The organism is Streptomyces sp. R818, assembly GCF_056172735.1.
The window spans coordinates 1,532,575-1,545,892 of the sequence record NZ_JAOCNE010000003.1 but is presented as its reverse complement, the minus strand read 5'-3'; the positions used below and the strand labels follow the sequence as shown (position 1 = coordinate 1,545,892).

Genomic DNA, 13,318 nt, shown 5'->3' with positions numbered 1-13,318 from the left:
TCACTCGCCCCAAAGCAGCTCCCGCCCAAAGCCGCTCCGCCGACCTAATACCTCACCTCACCCGTGGGAATCGCCGGTGTCGACTCACTGAGCTTTCGGTGGAAGCCTAGAAATTGCAGCATGAGCGAGCCAAATGCGCTTCAAGCTCATGAGTACCATCAGAATTAGGTGCGAGAAAAGCAAAACCAGCACGCCGGTCCAAATGGGGTCAAGCGGCTTTTTCGGATTATGGACGGAGCCGGTGACCACGAGAGCAACAACCAGCGTCAAACCCACAGCCACTGCCCAGCTCACGTTAGCGAAGAGCTCCCGCACATTCAAAGCTACGTCATGATCCGCCAGATCATCGTCCCTCTGCAATCGCAGACTGAGAGTGAAGACGTTAGTCAACAAGCCAAACAAGAGACCGGTAAATATGCCAATTCCACCGACGAATTTGGAAACGTCGTATAGATGAAAATGGTTCCAATGTCGCAGCAAGGCGGTAGCGACACCTAGGAGCAACGGAACCCCAAGGAAGGCCACATAATCGGCAACACGCTTTTTTTGTGTTCGCGCGTCAACAAACGTGTTGAAATTGGCTGCCGCGATATCTCGAACATCCCATTTCTCGCTCACGGCAGCCCCCCGGCTCAGGTGATTTGTCGTCGCCACGTCCTCGCGTCGACCTTCATGTACTCCAGTGAAGCACCTACCTCTGACAACACCTCTGACCTGAACGTTTCGTCAGACGGTCGGAGCCCGGGCGCACCGTCCAACTCGTAGAAGAAGCGAGGGAAGTCTCTTCCCACTACGATCGTCCTAGATCGCCCGTTTCTTTCGATCTGCATGCGCACTTCGTCGGCCTCGGGCAATCCCTGTACCGAGAACACCGAGTCAGCAGGAAGCTCCCGCTCCATGGCCCGCTTTATCCACGCCCTAGGCAAGCGACTTTGAAGCCCCGCTTTCACGCGATGTTCTTGAGTGCGAGTGCCCTTCGCTCGATCTGAATCCTGCTCATGTACCACGTACACAAGCTCTTCCAGGGAGGCCTCTGCGATGAACTTGTTCCAGGAATTGGCGTCCTGGAATTGGTTGATTTCGACGATCAGTCTTTCGGCCTCGTACTGCTTTCGGAACCAGTCCTTGAAGGCGGTATGCAGAGCAGAGATTGCGGATGTATGTCCAACTACCTCAGTCGCCCAGAGAGCGTATTCGCCGCTAGTTGGGACGATTAGCGCCTGACGGAGAGGATAGGAAGCGGCCTCATCGTTCGTGATCTCATGTGAGTCATTGCCTGTCGCTGTGGCGACTACCTTGCCGGGAACGCCGTACCGTCCAGATTCGACGGTGAACCACACTATGCGATGGTCCTCTTCAAGTTGCTGAAGTCGTATGTAGCGCTCCCCTCGGTCAATTCGCAGACCCTTTGTACCGACAGCAGCCTTTAGGAAGTCCGCATAGGCCTCCCGAAAGTCGGCGCCCAAGGCGTTGAACTTTGCAACCTTTCGATACGACTTGGTCTCCCTGATGGGGCGAACCCGAAGCTCGTATATGGTGAATTGATGACGTGCCATGACCACCCCCGCCGACGAACGTGTGGATACGGTACAGGAATACATTCCTTAATGGCATGTGAAAGTGCTAAGTCCAACAACTCGGCTGGCAAAATGCGAACGTGTATGCCATTTTGAGATGGTTTCGGCTGTGCTGAGGCAAGGCAGGCAGCCCGGGCATGGCCAGATCGCCCCCTTGTGTCCAGTTCGCGTACCTGTCACACAGTTGAAAGGCGGGTGATCGGGCGGAGGGGGCGCTGTATGTCGGTGAAGGGTCATGGCCCAGGAGCATCATCGGACTGGGCGATCGAGCGGTTCGGTCGGCATGCTGGCGCCCTCGCCGCTGCGGTGCCATTCCAGCTGGCGAAGGCACACGCCAAGGCTCACGCGGCACACATAGCGGCGGGGCTGAAGAAGCGCGGCCCCTACGGTGTCGCCCTTGCCGGGGCTGTGCGTGAGGGGCTGGCCGACGCAGCACGGGAACTAGGGGAGTCCGTGCGGGACATACGTGGATACGAGTACGCCGTGATCAACGAGCATGCGCTGTTCCCCTTCAGGTACGCGGACAAGCCCCGGCCCATCGATCGCGCGAGGCTGCCTGCCAACGCGTCGCCCACCCGCCGGAGACTGTTTGGCGCCCATGGTCCGCAGGCCCCAGACGGACTGTTCGAGGTCGACGCGGGTCTAACGACGGAGGAGTACGAAGGGCTGCACGAGGCGTTCGAGGAACTCGGAGCCTCCACAAGACTCGTGTGCTTGTTCTTCACTGCCGACGCGGAGAACGGCATCCATGTCATTCACTGGGGAGAGGCCCACCTCGAACCGGACCGCACCTTCACCTGGCTCTACAGGGAACAGCTCCCAGTCGCGCCCATGCCGCTTGAATGACCAGTGTCGATGCGGCGGACCAGTGGCCCGGCCTCCGCTGCGCACTCGACTCAGTCTGGGGCCGTCTCTGGGCCGTGCGAGGGTGCTCAGGGCTGGCCAAAGGCGACCGACAGTGACAGGTCACTCACGACCGTCCGCGGATAACGCCCAGGTCGGAAGCCCGGGGCCATACGGGTTTCCCCCCAGGGGTGGCGGTCAGGCAAGATGGGGTGTATCTGCCCTCACGCGGTGGAGCCGCATACGCGGGCCCCTCGCTGCCACACTCGACTGCCGGACGGTTTCTCTTGGCTGAGTTCATCTACACCATGCGCAAGGCGCGTAAGGCGCACGGCGACAAGGTGATCCTCGACGACGTCACCCTGAACTTCCTGCCGGGGGCGAAGATCGGTGTCGTCGGTCCGAACGGTGCCGGTAAGTCGACCGTGCTGAAGATCATGGCGGGCCTGGAGCAGCCGTCGAACGGTGACGCGTTCCTCTCGCCCGGGTTCAGCGTCGGCATCCTGATGCAGGAGCCGAAGCTCGACGAGTCGAAGACCGTCCTGGAGAACGTGCAGGACGGCGCCGCCGAGATCATGGGCAAGCTCAAGCGCTTCAACGAGGTCGCCGAGCTGATGGCCACCGACTACTCGGACGCGCTGATGGAGGAGATGGGCAAGCTCCAGGAGGACCTCGACCACGCCGACGCGTGGGACCTCGACGGTCAGCTGGAGCAGGCCATGGACGCCCTGGGCTGCCCGCCCGGCGACTGGCCCGTCACCAACCTCTCCGGTGGTGAGAAGCGCCGCGTCGCGCTCTGCAAGCTCCTCATCGAGGCGCCCGACCTGCTCCTCCTCGACGAGCCCACCAACCACCTCGACGCCGAGTCCGTGAACTGGCTGGAGCAGCACCTCGCCCAGTACAAGGGCGCCGTCGTGGCCGTCACCCACGACCGGTACTTCCTCGACAATGTCGCGGAATGGATCCTTGAGCTCGACCGCGGTCGCGCCATCCCCTACGAGGGCAACTACTCGACCTACCTCACCAAGAAGTCCGAGCGGCTCAAGGTCGAGGGCAAGAAGGACGAGAAGCGGCAGAAGCGGCTCAAGGAAGAGCTGGAGTGGGTGCGGTCCAACGCCAAGGGGCGTCAGGCCAAGTCCAAGGCGCGCCTCGCCCGCTACGAGGAGATGGCCGCCGAGGCGGACAAGATGCGCAAGCTGGACTTCGAGGAGATCCAGATTCCGCCGGGCCCGCGCCTGGGCAGCATCGTCGTCGAGGTCGAGCACCTCAGCAAGGCGTTCGGTGACAAGGTCCTCATCGACGACCTCAGCTTCACCCTGCCCCGTAACGGCATCGTCGGCGTCATCGGCCCGAACGGCGCCGGCAAGACGACCCTGTTCAAGATGATCCAGGGCCTGGAGGAGGCGGACTCCGGCTCCATCAAGGTCGGCGACACCGTCAAGATCTCCTACGTCGACCAGAACCGCGCCAACATCGACCCGAAGAAGACGCTGTGGGCCGTCGTCTCCGACGAGCTGGACTACATCAACGTCGGCCAGGTCGAGATGCCGTCCCGTGCCTACGTGTCCGCCTTCGGCTTCAAGGGCCCGGACCAGCAGAAGCCGGCCGGCGTCCTCTCCGGCGGTGAGCGCAACCGCCTCAACCTCGCGCTCACCCTCAAGCAGGGCGGCAACCTGCTGCTCCTCGACGAGCCGACCAACGACCTCGACGTCGAGACGCTCAGCTCGCTGGAGAACGCGCTGCTCGAGTTCCCCGGCTGCGCCGTCGTCGTCTCCCACGACCGCTGGTTCCTCGACCGGGTCGCCACGCACATCCTCGCCTACGAGGGTGACTCCAAGTGGTTCTGGTTCGAGGGCAACTTCGAGTCGTACGAGAAGAACAAGGTCGAGCGGCTCGGCGCCGACGCCGCCCGTCCGCACCGGGCCACGTACAAGAAGCTGACCCGCGGCTGATGGCTCGCCACGTATACGCCTGCCCCCTGCGCTGGGCGGACATGGACGCGTACGGCCACGTCAACAACGTGGTGTTTCTTCGGTACCTCGAAGAAGCCCGTATCGACTTCCTGTTCCGCCCGGACAAGGACTTCCAGCAGGGGTCCGTCGTGGCGCGCCATGAGATCGACTACAAGCGGCAGCTCGTCCACCGGCACGCGCCGGTCGACATCGAGCTGTGGGTCTCCGAGATACGGGCCGCCTCCTTCACCCTCGCCTACGAGGTGAAGGACGCGGACACCGTGTACGTCCGGGCCTCGACGGTCATCGTGCCGTTCGACTTCGAGGCCCAGCGGCCCCGCCGGATCACCGACGACGAGAAGTCGTTCCTGCGGGAGTACTTCGACGACGGCGCGGAGGCGCTCGCCGCATGAGCGCGCCCGCACCGTCTCCGGTGCTGCACTTCGCCGACGCGGGGGAGGCGGCGGACGTCGCCGCCTTCCTAGGCCGGCTCGTGCACTACGACAAGGCGGCCGCCGTACGCCTTCAGGCCCAGGCCGGCGGGCGGGCGCTCGCCGTGTTCGGGCGCCCGCCGTCGTTCGAGGTCCTCGCGATCCGTACGGCGCGGCTCCTCAAGCCGTACGAGAACGGGATCGACGACGCGCTCGACGTGACCGTCTCGGCCGGTGAGCTGCTCGAATCCGTCGACGAGGGTGAAGCCACGGCCCGCGTCCCGGCGGCCGTCACCGGTCCGCCGTGGGCCGGGATGCTGCCGCCGCGCGGCGGCTGGGAGCGGCTCGCCGGATTCCCGGGGGCCGAGACGTTGCGCGGCCTCGTGCAGGCCGCCGTACGGGAGTTCAAGGCGCGGGTCGAGGAGCTTGCGCCGCAGGCGCGGACCCGGGCCGGGCTCGACGGGATCGGCCGCGAGATCTGGTCCCGCGAGATCGGCGCCAGCGGCGTCCCTGTGCGGCTCGCCCACGCGGCGGCCTCGCTCGGCTTCCTCCGCGGCGACCTCGTCGACGTGCTCGCGGCCGGGGCGTGGGTGCGGTTGCGTACGCCGTACGGGTCGGTGGCGCTGCGCCGGGGCGGCTCCGGGGGGCTCGGCGGACTCTCGGTCACGCCTGCCTGAACCGGGGCGAGCCGCCCTGCCCCCTCCTACCTCTCCTGATCGTCCGGCCAGATCTGGATGTGGTCCTCCTCCAGCTCAAGCAGCACCCGGTCCCGCATCCCCAGCGACTCCGTGTACTCCGTCGGGAGTTGCAGGCGGCCCGCCCGGTCGAGCATCGCGTACTCACGGGAGACCAGGGACTCCTGGCCCGTCGCCGCGTCCACGTGGGTGCGGCGCAGCACCTCCGTCGAGGTGCGGCCGTCGCGGATCGCGACCGTACGGCGCACCTCGCCGGCGACCGTCTGGTCGTGCGTGACGATGACGACGGTCGTGCCCAGTTCCTCGTTGGCCGTGCGGAACGCGGCGAAGATCTGCTCCCCGGTGTGCGAGTCGAGCTCGCCGGTGGGCTCGTCGGCGAGCAGCACCTTCGGCTCGTTGGCCAGGGCCACGGCGATGGCGACGCGCTGCTGCTGCCCGCCGGACATCTGCGCGGGGCGGCGGTCGCGGCAGTCGGCGACGCCGAGGAGGTCGAGCAGTTCCATGGCGCGCTCCGCCTTCTTCGTACGACGCGTCCGGCCGCGCAACTGCATCGGCAGCGCCACGTTCTGCGCGGCCGTCAGGTAGGGGAGCAGGTTGCGGGCCGTCTGCTGCCAGACGAAGGCGACGGCCTCGCGGCGGTAGCGCAGGCGCTCCTTGGCGCCCATGGTGAGCAGGTCGTAGCCCGCGACCTTGGCGGCGCCCGCGGTCGGCTCGTCCAGGCCCGCGAGGATGTTCATCAGCGTCGACTTGCCGCTGCCCGACGCGCCCACCAGGGCCATCAACTCGCCCTCCTGGACGAGGAGATCGAGGCCCTGGAGCGCCTGCACCTCGACGCCGTCCGTGGTGAAGATGCGGACCAGGCGGTCGCAGGTGATCAGCGCGGAGTGGCCGTAGGCGGGGCGGTCCCGGTGGGCGGACGCCCGCGCCTCCAGCTCCGCGAGGGTCGGGGTCCCGGTGTGGTCGGTCGTCATGAGGTCCTGTCTCCCGAGGTGGTGCGTTCGTCAAGGCCCGCGCGCATCCGCGTGATCACGTCTCCCGAGGTGCTGCGTTCGTCGTGGCCCGCGCGCATCCGCGTCCTCACGTCCCCTCACCCGCCCGCAGCTCCCGTACGGACCCGGCCCGGCCCGCCCACCACGCCTGGCCCGACGCCACCCCCACGGCGAGGAGCACCACGGCCGCGGCGGGCAGGAGCAGCGACAACGGGTCCGTGGACAGGTGGTTCGCCGCCGTGCCCGGGGTCTGTGCCAGGGCCAGGCTCGTCAGGTCGAGGCCGGGGGAGAGGAGGCGGATCGCGGCCCAGCCGGTCAGCGCGCCGCCCGCCGCCGCGAGCAGGGCCTGGGGCAGCGCCTCCAGGACGAGGAGGCGGCGGGCCTGGCGCCGGGTGAGGCCCATGGTGCGCAGGCGGGCCAGGAGCGCGAGGCGTTCCGGGGCCGCGCGGGCGAGGGCCAGGAGCAGCGCCAGGGCGGCGAAGCCCGCGCCGGCGGCGACCGCGGCCACGTAGATGCCGGTGGCGCCGGTCTGGAGGGGGGAGTCGACGTAGCGGGCGCGTTCCGTGGCGCACAGGGTGACGGAGAGCCGGTCGGGGGCGGCGGCCGCGCGCAGGGCCGCCGCGTCGATCCCCGCACCCGTGTCCGACTCCGTGAGGAGCAGCGTCGTCGGGCGGTTCGGGGTGCCCGTCACGCGGGAGAGGGCCGCGCGGTCGACGATCAGGAAGTCGTCGGAGAGGGCGGGGGTCGTGTCCCGGACGGCGGCGACGCGCAGGGGCACGACCTCGCCGTCCATCCACAGGTCGAGACGGCCGTCCGCGAAGAGGGCCGCCATGGACGGGGAGACGACGGCCGGGAGCGCGTCGCCGCCCCCCGCCGCCGTCAACTCCCGGGCCGGGAAGGCGCCGAGACCCGTCCGGTGCGCCAGGCGCGCGTACGACTCCGGGTCCACCGCCGCGAGCGACAGGTGGCGGGTACCCTCCTTGACCTGCGCGTCGTGGCGGATCGTGGCCGGGGTGACGGCGGCGACGCCGGGGGTCCGCCGGACCTCGGCGACGCGCGCCGCGGAGAGCGGGGCGTCGCCGTCCACCCGCGCGTCCGCGCCCGTCGCGAGGAGCGCCGCGTGGTCGCGGGTGGCGTCGATCCCGGCGAGGACGCTGCCGCCGAACGCGGCCGTCGTCAACGCCGTGAGCAGGGCGAGCAGTGGCAGGACGGTCGTTCCCGTGCCCGCCTTGGCGCGCGCCGCGCGGGCGAGCGACAGGTGGCCGACGGCCCCGCGCAGCCGACCGGCGGGGCCGACCAGATGACGCAGCGGCAGCGGGTACACCCGTACGAGGACGAACGCGGCGACCACGCCGACGAGGACCGGCGCGAGGGCGACGAGGCTGTCGCCGCCGTCCGTCGCGCCCCGGCGGCGCAGCGCCACGATGGCGCCGACCGCGAGGACGAGCACGGTCAGTTCGGCGACCGTGCGGCGGGCGGAGGGGCGGGCCGTGGCCACGTCGTCGCGGGCGTCGTGCAGGTGGGCGCGGCGGTGCGCGGCCATCGCGCGCACGGGCAGCGCCGCGCAGGCGACGAGGACCACCGCGCCCGCGCCGTACACGGCCGGGGACAGACGGCCGCCGGGCACGGCCGCGGCCGCGAGGAGGCAGCCGAGCGCCCCGGCGGGCACCGCGACCACGGCCGTCTCGGCGAGCAGCCGCCCGCCGATGCCGCGCAGCGAGCCGCCGCGCGCCCGCAGCAGGGCGAGTTCGCCGCGCCGCCGGTCCGCGGTCAGCCCGGCCGCCATGAACAGCACGACGCAGGCGACGGTCCCGGTGCCATATGCGGCGACCGACACGACCGGGGTGATGCCGCCGCGCAGCTCGTCGAAGCGGGCGATGACCTCGACGAGGCCGGTGGTGACGTCCGTGGACGTGCTCCGCGCGGCGTCCTGCACCTCGAGCGAACCGGGGCCGTCCGTCGTGTACGCCAACGCGTCGCGCAGCGCCGGCAGTTCGCGGGCCTTGAGCGTCGACGTGTCTGGGGACAGGTGCCAGTACCGCTCGACCGGGCCCGTTTTCGGCAGCGTCGGCGCGGCGTCCGGGTGCAGGAGCAGCGCGGCGGACCAGAACCGCATCGGCGGCATGGACTGGGTGAGGCGCGTCTGCGGCGTCCGCAGCAGCGGCGTCGCCGACCAGTACGCGCCCGAGGCGTTCCGGGGTACGACGACGCCGGTGATGTGCACGGCGATCAGTCGCGCGTCTACGCTCGGCACATGGACGACCGATCCCGGCTTCAGGTGCAGCGTGCGCGCGGTCTCCCGGGTGACGGCGGCCTCCACGCGCGTGGCCGTGTGACCGGGCCCTGGCAGCCGCCCCGCGGCCACCTTCGCGTGGTCGGCGAGCCCGTTCTGCGCGTACAGGGCGAGCTGCGGCGCCAGACCGTCAGGACGGGGCAGCCAGTCGTCCCGGCCGGGCAGCTCGTCCGAGGTGGTGCGCACCCCGTACGAGGACTCGTCCGTGTCCGTGACGAACGGCTTCGGGACCGTGGCGACGATCTTCCCGAACGCGGCCCGGGTGACGGCCCCGGTGAGCGACTCGTCCAGTTCGTCCGGCGGGAGTTCGACGCCGGGGTCGGTCGAGGCGACGTCGAGGATCATGCGGCTGGGCGCCTCGGCGGCGACGGCCTGCCGCAGCCCGCGGTCCTCGTACCGGTCCACGGCCCGCGGGAACGCCGCCGCCAGGCACGACGTGAGCAGGACGAGCAGGAACAGGCCCGCCGCCGCCCCCGGCGCGGTCCGCAGCCGGGTCCGCACCCAGGGCGCCACGGCCCGCACGTCCTTCGGACGGGTTCCCGTGCCGTCGCGACGCCCGGCACGCGCCCTCGTCGGAGCGGCCATCTCACTCGCCTCCCTGGACGCGCAGCGAGACAGCGGCGCGCGGCGGCCGCCGCAGCGCGAGCCCCGCGGTGATCATCACGGGGGCGCAGGCCACGCCCGCGAGCAGCAACGCCGCCTGGGACAGGGGCAGCCGCACCAGCACGTCCGGTACGGGCCTCGTCGCCTCGCCGGTCAGCACGATCAGCGGGACCACCGCCCGGGTCAGGACCGTGCCGAGCGCCGCCCCGACGAGCAGCGCCAGCGCGACGAGGATGCCCTGCTCGGCAGCGACCAGGCGGGCCAGGCGGCGGCGCGACGCCCCGAGCGCGCCGAGGATCGCGAACTCCGCGCTCCGCTCGCGCAGGGACCCGGCCGTGTTCACGGCGAAGCCGACCGCCGCGAGCAGGGCCGCCACGAGCGCGGCCGCGACCAGCGCCGACTGCGGGCCCGCGCCCAGCGGGTCGTCCCGCAACTGCTCACCGGTCTCCGCGCGCACCACGACCTGCGACGGGTCGAGGTCGGGGAGGGCGCGCAGCGAGGCCGCCGCCTTCTCCGCGCCGCCGGGGACCGTGGACAGCCACCACTCGTTCGGGGCGACCGGGTCGCTGCCGCCGGTGGCGAGGGCCTGGTTGAGAGCGCGCAGGTCGAGCAGGAGCGCGCCGCCGTCCTTCGTTCCGTCGGAGGCCGTGTCCGCAGCCGTATCCGTACCCGTACCCGTACCCGTACCCGTACTCGTACCCGTGCCGGTGGCGGCACCGGCCTCGGGGCCGGTCGTCGGCAGCGCGCGGACGCTGTCCACGATGCGCACGCGTACGGTGGCGCCGCCCAGGTTCACGTCGACGCGCTGGCCCGTGCGCGTGTGGGATGAGTCGAGGTAGCGGTCGGTGGCCACGGCGGTGACCTCCTTGACCTCAGGGCGGGCGATGTCGAGGCGGACGTTCACGCTCGGCGGGGCCCCGCCGGTCTCCGTCAGAGGGGGCACGAAACCGGTGCCGTAGAGGAGGGCCAGGGTGTTGTCGGGCCGGTCCGTGTCCAGTTCCGGCGGGGTCGGGGCGCCCTGGCTGCCCGCCTCCTGGGTGCCGCGCCCCTCCAACGAGGTCGTCCACGCGGTGCCTTCCGCGTCCACCGCCCGTGCCCGCCCGCCGGGTCCTGCGGCGGTGACTCCCTCCAGCGCGATGCGGTGCCGTGCGCCCTTGCCGACCCGCAGGTCGGTGTCGAAGTCGAGGCCCATGACGGAGAGCGGGCCGGCCGCCGGGCCGAGGTCCAGGCCGAGCCGGTGTACGCGGCCGTCCACCGGGAGGTCGCCGACGTGCAGCTGGTAGCTGAGCCCGTACCGGTCCTGGAGCGTCGCGGAGACGGTGGTGATCTCCCCGGGGCTCTCGCCGTGGCCGCTGCTGCCGGTGCCGGACAGGTTCGTCGCGCGCAGGGCGAACCGGGCGTGCGAGGTGTTCGCCGGGAGCTGGATGCCGCGGGCCGCCGCCTTCTCCGGCCGGACCGCCGCGACGACCTCGCGCGGCGACGCGTCGGTGAGGTCGTCGCGCAGCAGCAGGTCGTCCTTCAGGTGCGCCGTGTCGAGCGCGAGGACGGTGGCGGTGCGGCCGTCGCCGAGCGGCACCGGGAGCCGGTAGCCGGGTGCGGCGTCGCGCACGCCGGGCGTCTCGCCGTAGCGGGCGGCCTGGTCCATGCCGGGTTCGGTCTCCAGGACGCGGACCGGGGCGCCGGAGCGGAAGTCCGCCTGGTCCTCCTGCGAACGGTCCCACGAGGCGCCCTGCCCGATCGCCAGCATGCCCATGGCGACGGCGAGGACGAGTAGCAGCACCGGCCCCGCGCCGCGCATCGGGCGGCGGCTGAACTGCCAGCCCGCGAGCGCGGCGGGCAGCCCGCGCCCGCCCGCCGCCCGCCGCTCCGCGAGCCGTGCCACCGGCGGAAGCAGCCGCAGGGTGAGGACGGTGCCCGCCAGCAGCGCGAGCGCCGGGGCCACTACGAGGAGCGGGTCGATGCCGAGACGGCCGCCGCGGTCGGCGTTGATCGCGCCCGAGCCGCCGGTCTGCCGGTCCAGTTGCCAGTACGCGACACCGGCGAGGACGAGCAGCCCCAGATCGGCCCCGGCCCGCAGCGGCGCGGGCAGCGCGCGGGCCCGGCCGCGCTCCGGGGCCTGCGCGGTGAGCGCGGGCACGGTCACGGCGAGCGCGCAGCCGACGGCGACGGCCACGCCGACCAGCCACACCGAGCCGCCCGCCCCCGCGCCGTCCAGCCGTAGGCCGATCCGCGACAGGGCGCCCTGCGAGGCGACGAGCCGGGTCAGCGGGCCCGCGAGGAGCGGTGCGACCAGCGCGGCGGGGAGTGCCAGGAGCAGCGCCTCGGCCGCCGCGAGCCCGGTGATCCGGGCGCGGGAGGCGCCGCGGGCCCGCAACGTCCGGGTCTCGCCCGCCCGTTCGGCACTCAGCAGCCGCGCGACGAGCAGCAGCGCGTACCCGGCGAGCAACACCATCTGCAGGGCGACGATCAGCAGGGTCGAACGCGCCACGAGCAGCGCCCGCTCGGCCCGGTCGAGCACGTCGGGCAGGTCCGTGCCCACCGCCGTCGTGCCCGCGAGCGCCTTGCTCGCCAGCAGCTCACGCGTGCCGGAGCGGGCGGCGTCCCGCAGCGCGTCGAGCCGCCCGGTCGTCATCGTCCGGAAGTCCGCCGACGTCAGCCACGCCGACTTCCCGTCGCTCACCTCGCCGCCGGTCAGCACCGACGCGTCGGCGAGCAGCGGCCCGTACGTCGTGAAGCCCAGCTTCTGCACCCCGCGCCCGCGGAGCTCGTCGAGCGTCCAGTACGGGGACTGCGGCCGGGCCGGGCGGTAGACGCCGGTCAGCGCGACGGTGACCTGCGGCCCGCCGAGCCGGTCGGTGAGCGTGAGCCGGTCGCCCGGCTCCAGCCGCAACTGCCGCGCCGCCACGGCCGGAAGCGCCGCCTCGATCACCCGGCCGCGGGGCGCGCGCGGCATCCTGCCCGCGGTGATCCGCACCTCCGCGCGCTCGATCGCCGCGAACTTCGTCAGGTCCGGCTGCCTGCCGCGCGGGACGTGCGGCAGCGCGTACGGGCCCGAGGTGAGGAACGACTCACGGCGTACGGGCAGTCCGTCGAAGGTGTGCCGGGCGCCCTTGTCGAGCGCGACGACGGCCGCTTCCCGCCCCTCGGCGGGGACGTCGGCGCGGACCACGAGCGCGGTCGCCGCCGCGTCCCGGGTGCGCAGGGAGTGGCGCAGCGAGGCGTCACCGACCGCCGCGGAGAAGGCGCTCAGCATGGCGAGCACCGAGGTGGTGAGGAGGACGGCGAGCACCGCCGCGGTCAGCAGCAGGCGGTGCGCCCGTACCCGTAGGAGGACAAAACCCCACACCCGTGCCGTCCCCACATCCCCGTACACGCTGCACGCGCTGGTCGTGCGCCCCCGAAACTATGTCCGGATGCTGTCACGAGGGGAGGGCTTTGTCAGCCCGCGGTGTTCATCCGGCTGTATTCACCATGGACGCCGCCGCGTACGTCAGGTAGTTCCACAGCGTCCGCTCGTGCTCCTCGCTGAGCCCCAGGCTGTCCACCGCGTCCCGCATGTGGCCGAGCCACGCGTCGTGCGCCGCCCGGTCCACCTGGAACGGGGCGTGCCGCATCCGCAGGCGCGGGTGCCCCCGGTTGTCGCTGTACGTGCGGGGGCCGCCCCAGTACTGCATGAGGAACAGGGCGAAACGCTCCTCTGCGGGGCCCAGGTCCTCCTCCGGGTACATGGGGCGGAGCAGGGGGTCCTGGGCGACGCCCTCGTAGAAGCGGTGCACCAGGCGGCGGAAGGTCTCCTCGCCGCCCACCTGCTCGTAGAACGTCTGCTCCTGAAGCGTGTCGCGCGGGATCTCAGTCACCCGTCCATGCTCTCAGACGGCCGGACCGAGGACTCGGGGCTTAGGTCTCGCTGATCCGGCGTCGCGGCAGCACAGTGG

Annotated in this window: 10 protein-coding genes; 4 read left to right on the top strand and 6 right to left on the bottom strand. The window is 71.2% G+C overall.

What is annotated here, in order from left to right:
- Window positions 1-84 precede the first annotated feature (84 nt).
- On the bottom strand, window positions 85-618 hold the full coding sequence (locus N5I75_RS12110; RefSeq protein ID WP_476676710.1) for a hypothetical protein: 534 nt from the start codon (window positions 616-618) through the stop codon (window positions 85-87).
- A gap of 14 nt (window positions 619-632) precedes the next feature.
- Window positions 633-1,556 carry a hypothetical protein gene (locus N5I75_RS12105; protein WP_476676709.1) on the bottom strand — a complete coding sequence of 308 codons (924 nt, stop codon included), beginning with the start codon at window positions 1,554-1,556 and terminating at the stop codon, window positions 633-635.
- Between the two features lie 240 nt (window positions 1,557-1,796).
- Between N5I75_RS12105 and N5I75_RS12100 the strand changes: the two genes are divergently transcribed.
- The 4 genes from N5I75_RS12100 (at window position 1,797) to N5I75_RS12085 (ending at window position 5,480) form a co-directional block, all read left to right on the top strand.
- Window positions 1,797-2,423: a hypothetical protein gene (locus N5I75_RS12100; RefSeq protein ID WP_476676708.1), complete on the top strand. Its 627-nt coding sequence runs from the start codon at window positions 1,797-1,799 to the stop codon at window positions 2,421-2,423.
- A 284-nt stretch (window positions 2,424-2,707) separates the two neighbouring features.
- Entirely contained in the window at window positions 2,708-4,372 is a 1,665-nt protein-coding gene (gene ettA, locus N5I75_RS12095) for an energy-dependent translational throttle protein EttA (protein WP_476676707.1), read from the top strand.
- The gene (locus N5I75_RS12090) at window positions 4,372-4,785 is read left to right on the top strand and encodes an acyl-CoA thioesterase (RefSeq protein WP_476676706.1); all 414 of its coding nucleotides are present in this window, start codon (window positions 4,372-4,374) and stop codon (window positions 4,783-4,785) included. Before ettA ends, N5I75_RS12090 begins: the two co-directional genes overlap by 1 nt.
- The gene (locus N5I75_RS12085) at window positions 4,782-5,480 is read left to right on the top strand and encodes a DUF8010 domain-containing protein (protein WP_476676705.1); all 699 of its coding nucleotides are present in this window, start codon (window positions 4,782-4,784) and stop codon (window positions 5,478-5,480) included. Before N5I75_RS12090 ends, N5I75_RS12085 begins: the two co-directional genes overlap by 4 nt.
- A gap of 26 nt (window positions 5,481-5,506) precedes the next feature.
- On the opposite strand, the gene N5I75_RS12080 is transcribed toward N5I75_RS12085, so the two are convergent.
- From N5I75_RS12080 to N5I75_RS12065, 4 genes are all read right to left on the bottom strand, one after another.
- Complete coding sequence (locus N5I75_RS12080) at window positions 5,507-6,469, bottom strand: ABC transporter ATP-binding protein (RefSeq protein ID WP_476676704.1); 963 nt, start codon at window positions 6,467-6,469, stop codon at window positions 5,507-5,509.
- A 106-nt stretch (window positions 6,470-6,575) separates the two neighbouring features.
- On the bottom strand, window positions 6,576-9,365 hold the full coding sequence (locus tag N5I75_RS12075) for an FtsX-like permease family protein (RefSeq protein ID WP_476676703.1): 2,790 nt from the start codon (window positions 9,363-9,365) through the stop codon (window positions 6,576-6,578).
- 1 nt (window position 9,366) lies between these two features.
- Window positions 9,367-12,729: an FtsX-like permease family protein gene (locus tag N5I75_RS12070; protein WP_476677028.1), complete on the bottom strand. Its 3,363-nt coding sequence runs from the start codon at window positions 12,727-12,729 to the stop codon at window positions 9,367-9,369.
- A gap of 106 nt (window positions 12,730-12,835) precedes the next feature.
- A complete protein-coding gene (locus tag N5I75_RS12065) occupies window positions 12,836-13,240 on the bottom strand; it encodes a globin (RefSeq protein WP_476676702.1) in 405 nt (134 codons plus the stop codon).
- Between the last annotated feature and the right edge of the window lie 78 nt (window positions 13,241-13,318).